The sequence below is a fragment of the Cohnella massiliensis genome (genome assembly GCF_900169535.1).
Lineage (GTDB): Bacteria > Bacillota > Bacilli > Paenibacillales > Paenibacillaceae > Cohnella > Cohnella algarum.
In genome coordinates, this window is the sequence record NZ_LT821255.1 from 119,490 (window position 1) to 137,654 (window position 18,165).

Consider the following 18,165-nt stretch of genomic DNA (forward strand, 5'->3'; position numbering starts at 1 on the left):
GAACAAAAGGGGGCGATTTTTTCCCATGGATCCCATCCATATCCGCATCGGGCACAACCTGCAAAAGATCCGGAAACAAAAAGGGCTCAGCCTGGACAGAGCGGCCCAGTTGACGAAGGTGAGCAAGAGCATGCTTCACCAGATCGAACGCGGAGACATTCAGCCGACGGTGACGACCGTCTGGAAAATCGCGACCGGGCTTCACGCTTCATTCTCCGATTTTCTCAAGGACGACGAAACGTCGGTGTCCGTCGTGACGCCCAAGGGCGAGCCCGACATCACCGAGGACAACGGGAAATGCAAGCTGTACTTGCTGTTCCCGTTCGACCCGCAAACCCGCTTCGAAATGTTCACGATCGTTCTCGATCCCGGAGGCAGCTATCTTTCTTCTCCGCATAACGAGGGCGTTCACGAGTACATTACGGTGACGTCCGGCGACTTCCGGATCGAGATCCAGGATCGGACCTATACGCTGGGCGAAGGCCAGTCCATCCGGTTCGCCGGCCATGTGCCGCATCGCTATGAGAACCCTTCCGGGGAAAAAACGATCCTGCACGTCACCATGCACTATGCCGAACGGCAGGGATGAAGCCGCCGCCACGACCATGACCATGACCAAGGAGGAACGTACGCCATGAATTCCATGCTGAACGAAAGCGCGCAGCGGGTGCAGGACTTGCTGCTGCGGCTCGGGCACCCCAACCGGGTCGTTGTCCTGCCGGACAGCGCCCGCACGGCTCAGGAAGCCGCCGACGCGATCGGCTGCGACGTGGCGCAGATCGCCAAATCGATTATTTTCCGGATGAAGGAGTCGGACAAGCCCTTATTGGTCGTCGCCAGCGGAGTCAACCGCGTCAACGAGAAGCGGGTTTCCGAGGCGGTGCGGGAGACCCTCGGCAAAGCCGACGCCGATTTCGTCCGCGAGCGGACCGGGTTCGTCATCGGCGGAGTTGCGCCGCTGGGACATACGGAGCCGGTTCGGACGTTGATCGACGAGGATTTGTTCCGGTTCGGGACGTTATGGGCCGCCGCGGGTCACCCGAAAGCCGTCTTCGAATTGACGCCCTGGCAACTCGCCGACATGACGCAGGGGCAGGTGCTGGCGATTAAGTAGCGAGGCGCGTTGAAACTCCTTTTGACCGGCAGCCCGGATTTTATGCGATGGCCGCCATCCTCAAAATCTGTCTATCCAAAACTGAGAAAAAGTCCATTGCGCCCCGCCGCCTCTGAGGGTAAGATGTTAATCGACTCATTTGAGAACGATTATCATCACAAGGAGAGATTCGCCCGATGCCCGTCCCGTTCCCAAGAAAGCCGATCATCCCTTTTCTGATTATCCTGCTGTCCGCAGCGCTGCTGTCCGCCTGCGGCACAGGCCATAACGCCGCTTCTCCGTCGCCTTCCTCCTCCCCGTCCGCATCCGAGGCATCGTCGCCGGCCGCGACGGAATCGGCAGCCCCGGCAGCCGGCGAAGCGGCAGTTCGCTCCTACCGGGACGCGCTCGGCAGAACCGTCGAAATCCCGACCGCTCCGGAGCGAATCATCGCCCATTATTACGCGGCCGAGATGGAGGCGCTGGACGTTCCGGTCGTCGGAACGAACTACGTGAACGCGAAGCTGACGCTGACGGACGAACAGCTCCAGGGCGTGGAAGATATCGGGGGCGAAGGGCTCGTGCCGAATCTGGAAAAAACGCTGAGCCTCTCCCCCGACCTGATCCTCGTTCCGGATTTTCTCCAGCCCACGGATCTCGAGGCTTTGTCCAAAATCGCCCCGACGGTCGTTGTCGCTTACGGCGACGACGTCTTCACCCGCCTGGGCGTGCTGGCCGATCTGATCGGACAGCCCGAGAAAGCGGAAAACTGGATCGCGAACTATCAAAAGAAAGCCGAGGAAAAGCGCCAACTCGTCCAATCCGTGATCAAAGAAGGGGAAACGGCTTCGGCATTCATTCTCCACTCCAACAAACAGTTTTACGTGTACAACAAGCAGCGGCTCGGGCCGACGCTGTACGACGCGTTCGGCTTCGGGGTACCGCCGAAGGTGGCCGAGCTGTTCGCGGACAAGCCGAACGAACTGTGGGCGGCCATCCCTCTGGAGACGCTGCCGGACTATGTCGGCGACCGCGTTTTCCTGGTGTACCAGAGCAATACCGATGAAGCCAAGAAGGCAACCGAGGAGCTCATCCAAGGACCGGTATGGAAAAACCTCCCCGCCGTCAAGGAAGGCAGAGCCTACGTCGTCGAGAGCCGCTGGGCGATGAACGACCCTCTGACGCTGGATTGGCTTCTGGACGAGATGGTTGCCTTGCTCGCCCCGTAACCGCGTTAAAATCCCTTAAAGCTGAAGCCCCGTGCGGAGTTTGTCCGATGCGGGCTTCTTTTTCGCGCGCGGATCTTCTATAATGGGGATAAATGTTGATAACGGTTCTCACTGGAGGCTGGACCGCCGTGTCTCAGTTCGAACATTCGCCTTACGCTCCCCCGCTCGTCCAGCTGGACGCGATCGAGCATCACGTTTTGAAAGACCGCGAGGCCTCCCGCTGGCTCGAACTTCATACGCTCGCCGTCATTACCGCCGGAAGCGGCGAGGTGTCGGTCGACGGGTCACGCCGGCATGCCTCCCGCGGCAAGTGCTTCCTGCTCCGCCCCGGGCAGGCCTTTTACCTGCGAAGCGAACCTCCCTCGGCCCTCGCTTATGGCCTGGTTTCTTTCTCCGTGCGCCAAGACGCCGACGGACTGTTCGCGCGCAACGTCGCGGTCGTCTACGAGCCCTTTTCCCGGTTGGAAGACCAGCTGCAAGAACTCCTGTCCTCTTCCCGCAACCCGGCTATTCAGGGAGATGACGGTTCGCACCGGTTGGAAAGCTTCCGGCGTCATATCCGGTTTCAGACGATGCTCTATGAAGTGCTCTGTCAGGTTGAGCCCCAGCGGCAGGACGGCGAGAACGCCCGCCAGGCCGTCGAACGGACGATCGATTATCTTCACCGAGCTTACCCGGAGGAGATCGAGATCGGACGGCTCGCCCGGGAAGTCAACATGAGCCGATGGCAGTACGGGAGCCTCTTCAAATCGCTGACCGGCCAGACTCCGGCGCGTTATTTGAACGCCTTGCGGATCGAGCAGGCCAAGAAGCTGCTGGCGTCCTCGTCCGCTCGCGTAAACGATATCGCCGCCAGAGTCGGTTTTCGCGACGAATACTATTTCAGCCGGCGGTTCAAGCAGACGACCGGGATGACGCCGACCCAATTCGCCCAACGGCACGGGCGCTCGCCGCGCATTCTTTCGATTCAGTACCTGGGCGAGCTGCTGGCCCTCGGCATTCGCCCGATCGGGACGAACCGCTCCATGCTGCACGCGCTCCCCGAGGCGGGCGCGGACGTCAGCCCCGTCGACGAGCCGCTCGACATCGGCCAGCTCTCGAAGCTGGAGCCGGATCTGATCCTCTATCCCAGCTATGTGCCGGCCGAGCTCGCCGGACAATTGGCCCGGGTGGCAACGGCCGTCGAGATCGACTGGGAGGCCGACGTGTATACCCGGCTTCAGGAGATCGGCCGTCTGCTGGGCCGAGCCAGGGAAGCGGACGAGTGGATCGAGCGCTACAAGGAAAAAGCGAGCAAAGCGAAAAGGCGGCTGAAAGAAGCTGTCCGCGAGGGCGAAACCGCGGCCGCGTTTGTCGTTCACATGGACGGGCTGTATGTGTATGCGGGGCATCATTTCGGCCATACGCTGTACCAGGGGATCGGCTTTGAGCCCTCCCCCGGAATCCGCGCGCTCATGGAGCGAAACCGCAACGCCAAATGGCAGAAGATTCGTCTGGAGGACGTGCCCATGTACGCCGGGGACCGCATCTTCTTCGCCCTGCCGGAGCAGGGACAGGACGCGGGACTAGGCAGGGAAATGCTGCGCCATCCGATTTGGAAAAGCCTGCCCGCCGTCCGCGAGGGAAAGAGCTACATCGTCAAGGACCATAGGGCCAATTACAATCCGGTCACCTTGGACAAGCATTTGGACGATACGGTGCAGCGGCTGCTGCAGGGGCGATGAGGGTGCGGCGCCGTCATCTGCCGGGCTCCGGATTACAGTAGCTGTGGCGTGGCTTTGAGGACTCTTCTAACTCGGATTGATATTCAAGCGATCGAGCACTTCCTTATTTTCATCATAAAATACAACCGTGAATCTTGGGCTTGGATTCCAAATTCTCTCGTCGACGATAACCAGGCAATCTTTATTTTTGTACAAATGATCATACCAGCGTTCTTCGCCGCTAAAATCGATAACCGAATAACTTGTTCCTTTATCGGTAATTCTTTTTTCGGTATCGACAATACCAATAGAGCCCTTCTCCAGACCGCCAATCAAATAACCCTGAGCATAATTATCCCGTGAAACTTGATATTTTTCCTTATGGTAGTAAACATAAACACTCGTACCCGAAAATATGTACGATTTCCCCTCTATATCAATCTGGGTAACATTGCTTAAGTTATGATCTCGCTTGAAATCATTAATGTCATAGCGATCCTCGTTGAAAAAATGTTGATAGCCCCAAAAAATGCTAAAACCTAGCAAGGCTGCGGCTAGGAGAAGAGTCAGTACATTAAAAAATTTATTGGAAATCATAAAATTACTCCTTTTTTTGATTTTTTTGGTTTTAAAAAGGAATGCTTTGTAGTATTACAAACCTATCGGCCGATACAAATTTTAGCAAATGAGGGTGATAAAGTGAATAGAAGGAACGTAGTTGCCTTCAAATTGTTACTGTCAATTTCCCTGCTGTTCGGTGCCTCTGCGTATGCTTCGGAAACTCCTGTAAACATTATTAACAGTACCCATTTAAGCACAGCAGATATAGAGCGTCTTGTTCAATTTGGCTTTAGTAATGAAGAAATTGAAGCTATGTCCGTTGAAGAATACCAAAAATTCAATGAAAAATTCGATGTGGACAGCTCGGGTAGTTCTGACCATTCTCCCATTTCGAAACCGATTGCCGGCTTACGAAAAGCATAGCCGCCAATTCCTCCTGGGACCAGCCCTTCTTCTTTCGTTCCGTTTTCAGCTACGTCCCCCATGCGAAAATAAAGACCGCATTGGTTGCAAAGCCTCGCAACCTCCGGTTGCGGTCCGTATTTCCGCCAAAAAACCGTTATTCCTTGCCTTAGCCGCAAAAAAAGAACGCCAGAAGGCGTTCCCCTTAAGAACGTATATACAAACCTATATGCCGATCCGCTCACCAAGGCATCTGGTTGTCCATGCATTAGCGAACCGGGAGGCCGCTTGCTCCCGATATTCTCGAATACAGCTCCAAAGTCAGCGTCCCCGTATCGACGAGCGCGAAACCCGCCTGGAACTCCGGGTTTGCCATTAGCGTTTCTTCCGCTTTTTTCGCGGCGGGGCCGTTTGCCCATGCAACGACTTCAACCCAGGTTTTCGTCTCCGGTTGATAATAAACGTCGCGCTGCACGAAACCGGGCATTGTCGGCAGCATGGCATTCAGCTTCTCGACGGACGCCTTGTATGCCTCGGGATCGGCATCCGGCAGCAGCCGGTAGCGGGTGATTTCATAGCAATTTGAATTCATGTCGTTTCCTCCATCCGATATTCGACGAAGGCTCATCGGCCGATGGATCGTCTGCAATTACCATAACACAGAATGGTGACAATTTCCGTCAATATTCCATGCTATACTTGGATTCAAGCGGAGGTGGAGGCCATGAATAAATCGCAGCGGCTGGTTTCGCTTTTAATGACGCTCAATACGAAAAGAAAATATACGCTGAAGCAGCTCGCCGAGGAATTCGGCGTTTCGAAGCGGACGGTCATCCGCGATATGCAGGATTTGGAGACGATGGGAGTGCCTTTGTTCGTCGAATACGGCGTTAATGGCGGGTACCAGGTTTTAAGAGAGCGGACGCTGCCGCCGATCGCCTTTACGGAAAATGAAGCCGTTGCGTTGTTCTTCGCCTGCAAATCGCTCGAACATTACGGTTCGCTTCCCTTTGACGCGGAGGCGAAAACCGCGCTTCAAAAGTTTCTGCTCTCGCTTCCCGACGATGCGAAAGCCCGTATCGAACGGCTTAAGGAAAGACTGCGTTTCTGGGTGCCCACGCAGAAGGCCGAGCAGCCTTTTCTCCGGGGCCTGCTGGACGCTGCGCTGGATCGAACGCTTCTGGAGACGGTCTATGAATCGGAACGCGGGGTACGAACGCGCAGGATGCTGCCGTTGGGTTTGTATGCGATGAACGGTCTCTGGTACTGTCCGGCTCTGGACGCCAAAAGCGGCCGAATTCGCGTGTTTCGTGCCGATCGCTTTGTCTCCGTTCGCCCGGCCGCGATCGAACCGGCGGAACGGGAGACGGTTGCCCGTTTGCAAACGCAAGTTGACTCGCCCCTTGACCATTGGCTTGGACCGCAAGAAGACGAACCTCAATTGGATCTCGAGGTGGCGCTTACCCGCCGCGGGGTGCTTCGCTGCCAATCCGACGCATGGCTGGAGAGCGGACTTCAGGTCATGGACGATGGAACGGGACGGATTGTCCGGAAGATGAGCGAATCCTACGTTGAATGGGCGGCGGCTTTTTTCATCTCGTTGGGTTCGGATGCCCGCGTCATGCGCCCGGAGCCGGTGCGGGAACAAATCCGCAGCATCATCGCGGAGTTGACGCCCGTCTACAAGGAGGTTACGGAGTGACGAAAAATCCCGCCAAAAGGCTGAATTTGAAGAACATCGGACCCAAAACCGAATGGATGCTGCTGGAGATCGGAGTTGACGGATATGAATCGCTGAACCGGATCGGCTCGGTCGAAGCGTACCGGCGGCTTCAGGCGCGTTTTCCCGGAAAGTTGAATTTGAATGCGCTCTATGCTCTTGAGGCGGCATTGTGGGGCATTCATTGGCTGGAGCTGTTGCCGGAAGTGAAGGAACAGTTAAAAGCGGAGCTGCGAAAAAATAGCGGCCAGAGATAGCGAACCGCATGTATAATGACCGTAAGGATTCGAAATATTGGCCGGTTTTGCGGAGGTGCGGGATGGGCGTGTGGGTATGGATTGCGCTTGCGGTTGCGGCTATGGGCATCCTGTTTCTGGCGTTTGCCGGAATTTTGGCTGCCTCCAAGAAGGATGCGGACGTGAGACGGGATGCCCATGGGAACATCATTTTGCTCGATACGCCAAACAGGCGGGTCGGAGCCGCATCCGCCTACGATTCGAACATTGAAATGGAACTGCGAGGCCACAAAATGTCCGACGGCATGAGCTGGAACGAAGTTTGGCTGAACACGATCCGTAATATCCGGCGAAGCACCGAGAATCCCGAGTGGTACGTTCAGTACATCATCGAACAGCGCCGGAAGGCGGGACTGCCGGAGCTTGAAGGCGTCGACGAGGCGAGGTAAGTTTGGCGTTCGTCTACTTCTCTGGCGCCCTTTTCATCCCTTAGAGCGAACAGATGAAGAAAAGACAGAACAGCGGTCAAAATCCCTAGTCGAAATACACTGACCAGATCGCGGCGAAAATGGACAGGACAAGGATGAGCTTAATTTTTTTAACTTCCTTGCTGCCATGACAAACCGGCGGGGATAGCACCATCCGAAACCAAGGAACGAAATATACCCGACAACCGAAGGTACTAATCCTATGTTTCCATTTCCGGATATTCGCGTGGCCGGAATCGTAAAGAAGTCGACAAGTTAAATCATGACCTAGTTTAAAAGCAAAAAAGCAATTGCGCATTTGTCGTAGTTGCGCATTGATTCCCTCCGTTATAAATCCTCAGCAGTTGCAAGTTAGGGAGTTATATACAATTCATAATGTTCTTGAATCATTCTATCCCTACTCCTAAGTTTGATGTCCCTCTGTCAAACGGCCGGAACCACTACACTCGGCGATTCCAACTTCTTGGTGAAGCTCACTCTGATTATCCGTTCAGACAACGGAGCATGACCGCTACTTCCGGTACCCATGTATTTATAGGTTTGCTCTGCCTTTCGCAAGAATTTATATTACTGAAAGGAATAACCACCTCTGTTCTAAAGTGTTGGTTTTTAAGTCTGATGATTACTGTTGAGCATAGTATAAAAAAATTGTGGAATACGATCACAAAATAATAATCAATAACGACATAGAGTGTTGTAAGAACGGGGGCGCGTCACCGTAACTACAATAAATTAAATACCGAGGTGTTGCAAAATGTGGGTTTATGTTTTTAATCCCGGGAGTATTCTTGGAGATACTGAGGAAGTTCGGCTAACGCAATATGTAGCTTCGGTTCCAGGCCAAGCGGGTGGATTCAATGTACCGGTTCGTAAAGGTCACCTTTTGTTTCTCGATTTGAATGGGACTGCTCCTCGTTTCCATACATTCGGAACTGACGGTGTATGGAGAGAAGCTCGAGCTTATCCTGTCAATACCGACTATGGCTATCAAGTTTCGTTTAGCCGACCCGGTGAAGGGACGACTACAGTTACTTGCTACAGACTGAACTACTTTAATTGCAAGACTTACGGTTCCGCCTACTGTTCGATGCCGCTTAACGGAGCATTTGGTTCCGTATACAGTCTACGAAGTAGTGTTACTTGTTATACCGGCGCAGGAACCGGGAGCCAAGTAATTAATTTGAACGAACAAATTGTCTTTGCTCCTGGATACGGTTATTCTAGAGGCGATTTTAACGCCAGCATTCCCAACAATCAACGATTTATCCGGGTTTGGGGTAAAAAAGTCGGCAATATTTATACTGAATTTGTGGGTGACTGGTATGCAGATATTGATTATACAAAATACCCTCACCAGTATTCTATTAATACGTTTTAACATGAAATCGGAATGTGGATAACTCAAGCCTGTGGATAACCCGTCATTGTCCGCGGAATCCCCGTTTCGATGCGGGTTTTGGGACTGGATTTCGAATCTTCTTGCTTTCAGACGGGAGTGCTAATCGCTTTTGGGCAAACCCAAAGAAGACCCTGATTTTACAGGTTCCAATTTCGTCATGTTGAGGCGATGAATCGATCCGTCATGCCACTGGCTGAACGAGTATGAACCGTTCAGCCAACGCTCTAAGCTTGTGTTGCATGGTGTCGACGATGCCAGCGAGCGTCGGATTCGGCGCAAGCCGGATATGCTGGTATCGGCCGGAACCGACCACATTGGCGGGCACCCGGATCACCGTCCGGCGAATCGTTTGGACTTCGCACCGGTTGAGCGATTCCGGCATCAGCGTCTGTTTGAACCAGACCATCACGTTGTAGGCGATGGCTTTGATCCAGCTGAACAGCAAGTTCCGGAGCAGGGAATGCTGGCTGTTCTGCTCCACCGCATAACCTTCTTTCAATTCATCGATGCGATTCTCGATGTTGGCCCGCTTGTTGTACGAGCGAAGCAGCGGCAAAGGCTTGAGTTCGGCATTCGTGACGATGGCTTGGAAGGAATAGGTCGTAAGCGCCATCGTCAATTGGTCATCGGTCGTACGCTCGGTTTCGTGGGCTTCCCGGTAGATGACGCAGCGCCGTGCTTTCTCCCAGTTGGTGAGGAGAATCGGGATGTCGGCAGCAGCCCAACGATCGTCTTCGGTCGCAAACGTGATGTCCTCTTGTTTTTCCGCCAGCGTTTCCCAGAACGCAGGATGCTGCTGAAGGTAAGAAATGGCCTTCTTCACAGTGGCCTTCTTCGGCAGTTTGAAGATGTACTGCCACCCACGTTCTTCAGCGTACGCCATGACAGTGTCATCGGCAAAGCCGCAGTCGGCCCGGATGCCTTCGATGATCCATTCCGGCGGCAGCATCGCCTCGATTTCTTTAACGAACGAGAGCAGATCCTTCATGCCGTTCGTGTTGCCGGGATTCACTTGCAAGTGGATGATGTTCGCCGCCTGACTTTATGGCGGGAAAAAGGCATGAATTCGCCATTCGGTGTGGCGGAGCCAAACCGAATAAACAGCCGACAATAGCCTAATCCCTTCTGTACAATGACGGTGGATTAGGCTATTGTCGATTAAAAAGGAAAATGCTCCCGAACCTTTGGCGAGGATCCCCGGGAGCATTCACTTCATCATGTCAAAAATACTTTATTTCGGCCTTTCTTGCAAGGCTTATTTACGCACATTCGGAAATCAATCTCCTGACGTCCAGCTCTGCTGTGAAAACTGCGGTCGGCTTCTCCATAAACACGGTCGTTATTGGCGAGGAATTGTGACGAAGCATGAGGTCATCCAGATCCCGATCTACCGTCGATATTGTCCTACCTGTAGAATAACAATCTCCCTCCTGCCGGAGTTCCTGATTCCATGGGCCCGGTATGCGACTTGGGTGCGAGAAGCGGCATTAAAGCGCAAGCACAAGGGATTCTCTTGGCGGCAGACGACAGAAAGCACAACAACTCCTGCCGTGCGTTATAGCCGCCGTACGTTGAAACGCTGGTGGGCAAGACATCTGCGCCGCGCAGCGGATGCAGCACTATGGGTTGCTGGGAAACTCGTAGCCCAGGGGGACGACACGGATATGCTCCACCTTTACCCCACCATGATGAACCCAACGCCAATGGATACATTGGATTGGCTGGACAAACTGTTACCCCGATTCATCCCCGCTGGCGCATCCAGACGGGGCTATTGGACGTTTCTAAATGCGAGGTTACCTGTAGCATCACGCTTATAAATCCCTTCAGCATCCACCGCCAAGGAGCAAGGCAAACGAAAATCGCCTCCAAAATTGCTTTAAAAATCGCCTGGACGGCAAGTTGCCCTCCTGATCCCACAAAATATGCGCCCTCCCTGGCTTCTAGCGTCTATGCGATACTCTCATAGACCACAGGGAGAGGAGATTTAGCATGGATGAGCAAGCAAGGCAGCAAGAAGCCAACTTCCGTTATGGCTTAATTGCATCACTGGTTAGCCGCAAATTGGATCCCGGAGAACAGATGGCGTTGATGCGCGAAATTGTAAGCCATGAGTATGAAACGTCGTCGGGACAGCGAAGGAGAATTAGTCTACGAACGCTTGAGCGATATTTAAAAGCGTATCGCGAAGGCGGATGGGAGGCGCTGTTGCCCTCCGTCCGAGCAGACAAACTCACGACCAGGGAAATCCCCGAGGATGTGCTTGCCAAAGCGATTGCCTTAAAGCAGGAGCAACCCGGCCGAAGCGTCAGGCAGATTATTGCGATTCTGGAACTGGCGGCATTCGTGGCCCCCGGCACCCTGAAAGAAAGCACGCTTAGCAAGCAGCTTCGCCGCCGCGGCGTCACGCGCAAAGCGTTACTGAATACGGGGTGGAGCCACTTTCGCCGGTTTGAAGCCACGCACCGAAATAGCATGTGGCAAGGCGATGTGCAGCATACCCTTTACCTTCCGCATCCGGACAAGCCCGGCAAGAAGGTCATGGCCTATCTGGTTATTTTCATTGACGATTACTCTCGCTTCGTTGTGCATGGCCAGTTCTATTTCGAGGAACGTGTGGCCCGGCTGGAGGATTGCCTGAAGAAGGCGATTTTAAAGAACGGAGTGCCGGAAATGATCTATGTCGATAACGGCGCCATCTATTCTTCACACCATTTTGAGCGGATTTGCGGGCGACTGGGGGCAGAGCTTAAGCATACTCGCCCCGGACGTCCTATGGGACGCGGGAAGCAAGAAAAGTTCTTCCGATTTGTCGACCAGAGCTTTGTGCCGGAGGCATACGACCTGATTGAACAAGGGAAGATCCAGACGCTTAACGATTTGAATCGATTCTTCTCGGCGTGGCTTGAGATTGCTTACCACCAGAAAGTCCACAACAGCTTTAAGCAGCGCCCAGTCGACCGATACCAAAAAGACGACCACCCGATTCGCATGTTGCCGCCGCATGAACTCATAGAAGTATTCTTGCTGGAGGAATCCCGCAAAGTGGACAAAACGGGATGCATCTCGCTGCTGGGCACGATATTCGAGGTCCAGACAGAGCTTGCCGGCTCGAAGATTCAGGTGCGATTCGATCCGCACGACCTGTCCGTCATCCAGGTGTGGAAGGACGGCCAGCGCTATGAAGACGCGAAGCCAATGAAGCTCCGCGATCCGAAAAACCGGCCGAAGCAGGATGAACCGAAGGCCGTCATGCAACCGCCGAAGACGGGCCTCAACTATGTGGAATTATTGGTGGAAGAACAGAAACGGCAGACCCGCGAAGCGCAAGGCGCTGCGCTTTCGCGAGCGATGAAAGAGGTGAATCGCTCATGATTCGTGGTTTCTTCGGGTGGGAGCGCGTTCCGTTCACCCGGGAGATTGAAACACGGCATCTGCACCGCTCCAAGCGATTCGAAGAATGTGTAGCACGGATGCAGTATATGGTGATGACTCGCTCGATTGGCTGCGTCACCGGTGAAATTGGCTGCGGCAAGTCGACAGCCGTTCGCTACTTGAAAGACCAACTGGATCCGAACAAGTACCGGTTTATCTATCTGTCGGATGCGAATCTGAAACCAAGGGACTTTTACCGTGAACTCCTCCACCACTTCGGCTTGCCGCCCAAGTTTCTGCGCAGCGAAGCCAAACGGCAATTCCAGCACCTCGTATGGGATTTGTACGAGAACCAGCAGAAGGTCGCCGTTATTGTCGTGGATGAAGCGCACCTGCTTTCAGGAGACATGCTGCAAGAAATACGCTTTTTGACGAATTTTCGTATGGACTCGATTTCGCCGCTTGCCCTGCTGCTCATTGGACAGCCGGAACTACAGGCCACGTTGCAACTGAGAATCTTCAAGCCGATTACACAGCGGATGAACGTGCGTTTTCATTTGGAAGGCTTGTCGCTCGAGGAGTGCCGCGATTACATCTCCCACCATTTGGAGGTTGCCGGAAGGACAGGGCCGGTGTTTACGACAGAAGCGATGGACGCCATATACGCGCATGCTCGGGGGATATGCCGAGAGATAAATAACGTCTGCACCGCTGCGCTTCTGGATGCAGTGCTGCGAAAAGACAAAATGATTGATACCGTCCATGTGACGAGGATCCTAGCTGAATTTAAGGAACAGTGAGGGATGACAAATATGAATGAGATACGATTTCATGGAGATACCGAGCGTTGGAACGTGTACGATGGAGAAGAGTTGCTTTGCTCGCTACGTTGTGGTGATGCCGTGATGATTCAAGTAGGAAAGCACTTCTTGCCATCCAACCTTGAGCTCGATACGGACTGGTACGTGAAGTTTGGAAATTCGAAGTTCTGGCTCCACCGACATGCCAAGTACCGCGTCCGACCGCTGTTCTAACTGCTCTTCGGAGCAGTTTTTTTACGCCGACAAACAAAGGCGAAATATAATTGTCTCCGAAACGGCGGTGAGGAAAGCAAAAAGCCACCGTCATTGGCGGTTCCGAATCTACCGTCAATTAAAGTGGCTGATGACAGGATGAGCTCGCCGCTTCCGGCGATGAAGGCAACCCGGATTTTGTACGAGGGGCGTCCGTGGTAACGCGGATTGTAGCCGTTTGTTGCGCCTTCTTGTTCACCGAATAGCGTGATGACTGTATCGTCGATGTCGATCCAGACCAGACGCTTTTCACCCATCCGAGCATGGCGAGCCAGCAAATCCCGGTTTAAGGCGACAAGCTGAATCAAGTGGCTCCAGGAGAGCTTGCTCAAGAAGCCGCGGAAGGTGCTTTCGTCAGGAAAGCGGTCGATACCGGTAACGATCTGGTAACCTGGGTCCGACTGCAGGGCATTCATATGCGAAAAACGCGTGTGGCCGAGCAGCGCGCAGTCCAGCAAATGATCGACAAGCTTAGAGGCCGGGTAGACACAGTTGGCTTTCTGCTCCAGATGGAAGTGATCTTCAATCAGGGCATCCAGACCGATGAGTTCCTTGAATCGAGCGAGGAACTGGAAGTTACCGGCTTCCGTGACGGTGTTGTTGTCGAACGTGACCGGTCTCAACTTCTTCACGATCTGTTTGATTCGGCGACGCTCCGCAAGAATTTCCATTCGGCGTTCGCGGCGTGTTTTTTGTTCTGGCGCATGGTTCGTTGCTTGTGGTACCATGTTGCTAAGGACACTCCCTCTCGTCGGTTATTCTGTGGTGGTTTAACCTTTGACAAGAGGCATGCAGTGTCCTGTTTATTTTGCGAAAAAATTAGCAACTTCTTATGACGGAAAAAACCTGTCACGGCCTGGATCTTTCACTTTTTGACGAGGTTACTTTCCGATTTCATGTTTAACTTAAAAGAGGGTGTCCCAAAAGTAAACTCTGGGACACCTTCAGCAGCAAAATAGGACGGCATTCGGAATAAACGAAGGAGCTAAGCGGCCTGTTGTCGCTTAGCTCCTTCGTTTTTGGCGTCCACCACTGCTTTATTGAGCAGATTGTGGGCAAGCGAAAGCCCCCCGACCTCCAGACTTACTTTGGGTAAGCCTCGAAGCAGGAACCTTTTAAAGCCTCGGTTGTTCTTCATATCGCCAAACACAGGTTCCGGCTCGATCATACGCCTTACGGCCAGGGCATACCCTTCTTCACTGCGGAGCTTTTCCCTGGCCTGGTTCTTTAGCCGCCAATACTTCATGCTCACTTTGATCTCGCGATGGAGGCATCATACGCTGTACTATGCACTGCTTGAATTCTTTGGTTACGGGATTCAATGTTCTCCACCTCGTCCTCGTTTCTCCCCACTATATATTCATTTTGGGGGCACGACAACTATTCTGACAGAAGGGGAGGGGCACTCAACCTCTTAAACTACATGCTTTATTAGGTTGCCTTAGACATTTTTCGCTCTTGGACCACCAAAAAAGAACCCAAAACCGTCTAGACAGTTTTGGAAATCGGGTTCTTAAATTTCCGTCCCTCTAATCTTATAAAAGAATTATGAAAATTGGTTCTTCGCAACTATTAATTGTTTTTGCCAATGTATGTTTTAATTTTGTTTACCATACTTTTGTCATCATATAGTTGCAGAGTTTCCGTTGCTGCGAAGTACTTATCTGTCTCTAATTCAGGATTAAACACCCAGTGGTTTAAGTCATTCAAAATATAATAAGCATATACTATTGATTGGACATCACGCTTAGCTTTGGCAATATGAATGAGTTTCTTTATATTTTGAAGATCATCATTTATGATTTTCATCTGATTTATTGAAATTGCATTTTCTAAATCTTCTTCATCAAATGAAGCATTTTCAATAAACTCCTGCCAGTATGTATCCGCAAGTATTTCTGTTGTAAAAAAATCAGTACCATCTCCAACTAAAACAGTTAGATTATCATCCATGCTCGAAATCAACTCATCGATTTCCGTTTGCGTTTGAACTTCTTTTTGAACAATGGTTGCATAATCTTCATTTGGAGCTGACTGTATAGTATTATTACTACTTATTAAATAGATGGATATTACAGCAGTAACAATAGTTAGGGCAATAAGTGACGCCCATATTATTCGTGGTTTCATAAAGTACCCCTCCTTTTACTTATACCTTTTAATTAGACTTTGTTATCTGGGAGTAAGTTGCATCTTAGGAGCATCTAATTACAAGCTGTGGTAATGAGGTTATATTGGAGAAAAACCATTAAATGAAAATAAATTATCGAATTATTCGCTCAAAATTAATTTGGGCATTCAAATTGCCTTGGATGTAAACTATTAAATGACGCTGCCAGCTGCTATAATAGCTTCACAATTGGGCGTATTATCCTATTTTGTTATTTTTTAATATGGTATACTTAAAGGGATCAACACATTCCCTCATCAAAACATAATTTATGCATCCCTAGAGGAATCTATTTTATCTTCTAAGATTTCTATTTTAATATTGCTTACATCTTCAGCAATTGATGCATACTGTTTTACTCGTCCCTCAATATTGTCTTGTAATGGTCTCGTGTTGCTTAACTAACCCTTCAAAAAAACTGCTTAGTAATTTCATTAATAAAATTTGTTAATTTGTCCACGCTGGCCTCCGAACCTGTTTCGTGTCGTTTGCTTTCTCTTAAGTTGTAAAAATAAAGTGAAGTTGAATAAGAGTGCAAAGCACTGTTCAATTTTACCTCTTACATGTTGCGTATTTTTTACAACATGTTTATTTTCGCCAATGTCACGAACGCATATTCCCTTACGACATATATATTACCATATAAATGGGTGGGTGGTAAAAAAATATGGGAATCAAGGTAAATGAGGACTCTGTGAACATGCTAGCAATGGAATACGTCCAGACCAAAAGCCCTGATAAGTTTCGTGATTTGTTCTTTGAAGTTTATTCATTTCTTCACTTTATGGCCATGAGAGCCAGCAGGAGAGCCGCTAGAACTAGCCTCACAATACCTACTGAGGATTTTGAATCTTATTTTGGACTGGCTCTATATCAAGCAACATTGGGTTATGAAAGTCAGAAGGGTGATTTTATTCCCAGGTACATGAGCTTCATTCGACTGAGAGAAGCCGACGTTTGGCGGAGTTATAGAACAAAAAATTCGAAAGAGATTGAATTTGACGGTGTTCGTTACCATAAAGCACAGTGGGACTCCCTTGATCGAAAAGTAAGCGAGGATGAAGATGGGCCACTCCTTCGGGACGTTGTCCTTCCTTCAAGCCCTTCTGCAGAGGAGGCCTATTTAGAGCTTGTTGAATTACGAAATTTGCGCGAAGACTTGAGGAGAATGAACACCCAGCACGCGAAAATCATCTGTTTAACCTAAATTACGAAAGCCTATAGAATCAGGCTTTTGAAGACGCAGAACTTGGATTTCACAACCAATTATGGAGGCAGAATATGCAGTCAAAATGGAATGCGAGCAAAAATGCCGTTACTTTCCCCCTCCCCACATGAAGGGGCAACGGGATTTCCAAGACACAAATTGGGATTATCGTTTATTCCAATAAAATACTTTTTCGCTCCATTCGTCGCCATGCCCACTGGTTTTGGAAAGACGTACTCAGTTTCAATGTCATTTGGCGGGCATGCTGGACAAACACACCTGCACAAACAAAAAACGTTCGCCGGAACCGCTGGATGGTGTAGGATCGGTGAATCGGCTCACAACAATGATGCTTGAATCGCTCAAAGAGATTATAGGCGAGCAGCTTTAAGAGCAGGTCGATTTCATTGGCGGCAAACGACTGCGTTGGAATGCGGTGGATGGCAAAGCCATTCTTGCCTTCCTTGATGTAGTTCTCCATGCAGCAGCGCTGGTTGTAGAACCGCCACACATCGATGGCTTCCCATTCCTCCGTTGTGACCATGGCTTCGTATTGCCAAAGCAAATCCAGTTCCAACTGAGACTGATCCCCGTCCCAACGCGGCATTTTGCGGATGACAGCAACACGACGCATCTTCTTCCAACCGATCGCTTGGTAGGCCAGCACGATGCCTTCAATGATCCAGTCCTCGTCCACAAAGCGTGTCCAATGCGCACAGGTTTTGACTTGGTCCTGGAGACGACTTGTCCATTTCAGCTTGCCGACGTAGCCGATCTGACGGGACTCCCAGAACGCGTAGAAGTCTTCTCCGCCAAAGCCTTTGTCAAACCGGGCATAGCGTACGTGGTGGGATTCCAACAACGCCAGCGTTTGCCGGGCAAACGAAAGGACGTCGGTCGAACTGCTCGTGTTGCCGGGACGCAGCGCGGCATTCACTAGCATTCGCGACTGCCCTTCGTACACGAGAAGGGGATGATAGCTCTTTCGGCCGCGCTTCTGACTGTTAAAACCGACTTCCGCTCCCTGCTGGTTGCCGTACACCGTCTCAACAGTCGAATCCAGATCGAGAATCAAGGAGTCGGGTAGCTGCGGTGCAATGATTTCGACATTCAGGTTTCGCAGGGCTGGCGCTAAATGGTCGTGGGCTTTGCCCAGACGAAGCAATTCCTTGTTTAACAATGTGTGATGCGGCACCCGGCCGCCCAGCGCCTGGGCGATCAAGGCATCACCTTGTAGGGATTTGAAATGAAAGAGACGTTCGCAGCCCAAAATCCAGCCGATGATGAGCATCTGCAGAATGCGATGCGTCGGAAAGATGGCATTCGCCGCTTTGGCTAGTCCAAGGCTCCGAAGGGCTTGATTCAAACCGATGTTTTCAAGAAATCCGAGGATCACCTTGCTTCCTGCAAAATTTGTTGCATTTCTCATAGAAAATGCCGTTTTCAATGACGCGATTTTTGTGGTAGACTTCACCTTAAGGGTGCTCCTCTCTTGGTTGGTGATGTTCT

Annotated in this window: 17 protein-coding genes and 4 pseudogenes; 13 read left to right on the plus strand and 8 right to left on the minus strand. The window is 51.3% G+C overall.

Annotated elements, in window-relative coordinates; translation table 11 throughout:
* Positions 1–25: 25 nt before the first annotated feature.
* The 4 genes from B7E11_RS03850 (at position 26) to B7E11_RS03865 (ending at position 4,046) form a co-directional block, all read left to right on the plus strand.
* A complete protein-coding gene (locus tag B7E11_RS03850) occupies positions 26–589 on the plus strand; it encodes a helix-turn-helix domain-containing protein (protein ID WP_080832298.1) in 564 nt (187 codons plus the stop codon).
* A 45-nt stretch (positions 590–634) separates the two neighbouring features.
* Complete coding sequence (locus B7E11_RS03855; RefSeq protein WP_080832299.1) at positions 635–1,114, plus strand: YbaK/EbsC family protein; 480 nt, start codon at positions 635–637, stop codon at positions 1,112–1,114.
* Between the two features lie 176 nt (positions 1,115–1,290).
* Positions 1,291–2,322 (plus strand): ABC transporter substrate-binding protein, encoded by a 1,032-nt coding sequence (locus B7E11_RS03860; RefSeq protein ID WP_080832300.1) that lies wholly within the window; start codon positions 1,291–1,293, stop codon positions 2,320–2,322.
* A 128-nt stretch (positions 2,323–2,450) separates the two neighbouring features.
* The gene (locus B7E11_RS03865) at positions 2,451–4,046 is read left to right on the plus strand and encodes an AraC family transcriptional regulator (protein ID WP_176220596.1); all 1,596 of its coding nucleotides are present in this window, start codon (positions 2,451–2,453) and stop codon (positions 4,044–4,046) included.
* Between the two features lie 66 nt (positions 4,047–4,112).
* Here the strand turns inward: B7E11_RS03865 and B7E11_RS03870 are convergent, their stop codons facing one another.
* The 3 genes and pseudogenes from B7E11_RS03870 to B7E11_RS03880 form a co-directional block, all read right to left on the minus strand.
* The gene (locus B7E11_RS03870) at positions 4,113–4,622 is read right to left on the minus strand and encodes a hypothetical protein (RefSeq protein WP_080832302.1); all 510 of its coding nucleotides are present in this window, start codon (positions 4,620–4,622) and stop codon (positions 4,113–4,115) included.
* 325 nt (positions 4,623–4,947) lie between these two features.
* Positions 4,948–5,058: pseudogene (locus tag B7E11_RS03875) on the minus strand (helix-turn-helix domain-containing protein); the annotation flags it as partial.
* Between the two features lie 198 nt (positions 5,059–5,256).
* The gene (locus B7E11_RS03880) at positions 5,257–5,580 is read right to left on the minus strand and encodes a hypothetical protein (RefSeq protein ID WP_080832303.1); all 324 of its coding nucleotides are present in this window, start codon (positions 5,578–5,580) and stop codon (positions 5,257–5,259) included.
* A 132-nt stretch (positions 5,581–5,712) separates the two neighbouring features.
* On the opposite strand from B7E11_RS03880, the gene B7E11_RS03885 reads away from it, so the two are divergent.
* The 4 genes from B7E11_RS03885 (at position 5,713) to B7E11_RS28770 (ending at position 8,810) form a co-directional block, all read left to right on the plus strand.
* Positions 5,713–6,690, plus strand: coding sequence for a helix-turn-helix transcriptional regulator (locus B7E11_RS03885; RefSeq protein ID WP_176220597.1), 978 nt, complete (start codon positions 5,713–5,715; stop codon positions 6,688–6,690).
* On the plus strand, positions 6,687–6,965 hold the full coding sequence (locus tag B7E11_RS03890; RefSeq protein ID WP_176220598.1) for a TfoX/Sxy family DNA transformation protein: 279 nt from the start codon (positions 6,687–6,689) through the stop codon (positions 6,963–6,965). Before B7E11_RS03885 ends, B7E11_RS03890 begins: the two co-directional genes overlap by 4 nt.
* Positions 6,966–7,027: 62 nt before the next feature.
* On the plus strand, positions 7,028–7,393 hold the full coding sequence (locus B7E11_RS03895) for a hypothetical protein (protein ID WP_080832305.1): 366 nt from the start codon (positions 7,028–7,030) through the stop codon (positions 7,391–7,393).
* Positions 7,394–8,186: 793 nt separating this feature from the next.
* The gene (locus B7E11_RS28770) at positions 8,187–8,810 is read left to right on the plus strand and encodes a hypothetical protein (protein ID WP_139787057.1); all 624 of its coding nucleotides are present in this window, start codon (positions 8,187–8,189) and stop codon (positions 8,808–8,810) included.
* A gap of 202 nt (positions 8,811–9,012) precedes the next feature.
* Here B7E11_RS28770 and B7E11_RS03900 read toward each other — a convergent pair.
* Positions 9,013–9,867 (minus strand): annotated as a pseudogene (locus B7E11_RS03900) (IS1380 family transposase); the annotation flags it as partial.
* A gap of 181 nt (positions 9,868–10,048) precedes the next feature.
* On the opposite strand from B7E11_RS03900, the gene B7E11_RS30850 reads away from it, so the two are divergent.
* The 4 genes from B7E11_RS30850 to B7E11_RS30855 all read left to right on the plus strand — a co-directional run bounded on the left by B7E11_RS30850 (position 10,049) and on the right by B7E11_RS30855 (position 13,240).
* On the plus strand, positions 10,049–10,651 hold the full coding sequence (locus B7E11_RS30850; RefSeq protein WP_420830679.1) for a DUF6431 domain-containing protein: 603 nt from the start codon (positions 10,049–10,051) through the stop codon (positions 10,649–10,651).
* Positions 10,652–10,823: 172 nt separating this feature from the next.
* On the plus strand, positions 10,824–12,206 hold the full coding sequence (locus B7E11_RS03905; RefSeq protein ID WP_080832306.1) for a DDE-type integrase/transposase/recombinase: 1,383 nt from the start codon (positions 10,824–10,826) through the stop codon (positions 12,204–12,206).
* Positions 12,203–13,006 carry an ExeA family protein gene (locus B7E11_RS03910; RefSeq protein ID WP_080832307.1) on the plus strand — a complete coding sequence of 268 codons (804 nt, stop codon included), beginning with the start codon at positions 12,203–12,205 and terminating at the stop codon, positions 13,004–13,006. The genes B7E11_RS03905 and B7E11_RS03910 overlap by 4 nt, the downstream gene beginning before the upstream one ends.
* 12 nt (positions 13,007–13,018) lie before the next feature.
* Positions 13,019–13,240, plus strand: coding sequence for a DUF5348 domain-containing protein (locus tag B7E11_RS30855; RefSeq protein WP_176220599.1), 222 nt, complete (start codon positions 13,019–13,021; stop codon positions 13,238–13,240).
* 137 nt (positions 13,241–13,377) lie between these two features.
* On the opposite strand, the pseudogene B7E11_RS03920 reads toward B7E11_RS30855, so the two are convergent.
* From B7E11_RS03920 to B7E11_RS03930, 3 genes and pseudogenes are all read right to left on the minus strand, one after another.
* Positions 13,378–14,007 (minus strand): annotated as a pseudogene (locus B7E11_RS03920) (transposase); the annotation flags it as partial.
* Between the two features lie 257 nt (positions 14,008–14,264).
* Positions 14,265–14,543: pseudogene (locus B7E11_RS03925) on the minus strand (transposase); the annotation flags it as partial.
* Between the two features lie 308 nt (positions 14,544–14,851).
* Entirely contained in the window at positions 14,852–15,409 is a 558-nt protein-coding gene (locus B7E11_RS03930) for a hypothetical protein (RefSeq protein ID WP_080832309.1), read from the minus strand.
* A 707-nt stretch (positions 15,410–16,116) separates the two neighbouring features.
* Between B7E11_RS03930 and B7E11_RS03935 the strand changes: the two genes are divergently transcribed.
* Positions 16,117–16,656 (plus strand): hypothetical protein, encoded by a 540-nt coding sequence (locus B7E11_RS03935; RefSeq protein WP_080832310.1) that lies wholly within the window; start codon positions 16,117–16,119, stop codon positions 16,654–16,656.
* A gap of 172 nt (positions 16,657–16,828) precedes the next feature.
* On the opposite strand, the gene B7E11_RS03940 is transcribed toward B7E11_RS03935, so the two are convergent.
* On the minus strand, positions 16,829–18,130 hold the full coding sequence (locus tag B7E11_RS03940; RefSeq protein WP_080832311.1) for an IS1380 family transposase: 1,302 nt from the start codon (positions 18,128–18,130) through the stop codon (positions 16,829–16,831).
* Positions 18,131–18,165: the final 35 nt, after the last annotated feature.

Coding starts and splice junctions, on each gene's coding strand:
- B7E11_RS03850 (WP_080832298.1), top strand. CDS start 26: ATGGATCCCATCCATATCCGCATCGGGCACAACCTGCAAAAGATCCGG.
- B7E11_RS03855 (WP_080832299.1), top strand. CDS start 635: ATGAATTCCATGCTGAACGAAAGCGCGCAGCGGGTGCAGGACTTGCTG.
- B7E11_RS03860 (WP_080832300.1), top strand. CDS start 1,291: ATGCCCGTCCCGTTCCCAAGAAAGCCGATCATCCCTTTTCTGATTATC.
- B7E11_RS03870 (WP_080832302.1), bottom strand. CDS start 4,622: ATGATTTCCAATAAATTTTTTAATGTACTGACTCTTCTCCTAGCCGCA.
- B7E11_RS03880 (WP_080832303.1), bottom strand. CDS start 5,580: ATGAATTCAAATTGCTATGAAATCACCCGCTACCGGCTGCTGCCGGAT.
- B7E11_RS03885 (WP_176220597.1), top strand. CDS start 5,713: ATGAATAAATCGCAGCGGCTGGTTTCGCTTTTAATGACGCTCAATACG.
- B7E11_RS03895 (WP_080832305.1), top strand. CDS start 7,028: ATGGGCGTGTGGGTATGGATTGCGCTTGCGGTTGCGGCTATGGGCATC.
- B7E11_RS28770 (WP_139787057.1), top strand. CDS start 8,187: ATGTGGGTTTATGTTTTTAATCCCGGGAGTATTCTTGGAGATACTGAG.
- B7E11_RS30850 (WP_420830679.1), top strand. CDS start 10,049: ATGTCAAAAATACTTTATTTCGGCCTTTCTTGCAAGGCTTATTTACGC.
- B7E11_RS03905 (WP_080832306.1), top strand. CDS start 10,824: ATGGATGAGCAAGCAAGGCAGCAAGAAGCCAACTTCCGTTATGGCTTA.
- B7E11_RS03910 (WP_080832307.1), top strand. CDS start 12,203: ATGATTCGTGGTTTCTTCGGGTGGGAGCGCGTTCCGTTCACCCGGGAG.
- B7E11_RS30855 (WP_176220599.1), top strand. CDS start 13,019: ATGAATGAGATACGATTTCATGGAGATACCGAGCGTTGGAACGTGTAC.
- B7E11_RS03930 (WP_080832309.1), bottom strand. CDS start 15,409: ATGAAACCACGAATAATATGGGCGTCACTTATTGCCCTAACTATTGTT.
- B7E11_RS03935 (WP_080832310.1), top strand. CDS start 16,117: ATGGGAATCAAGGTAAATGAGGACTCTGTGAACATGCTAGCAATGGAA.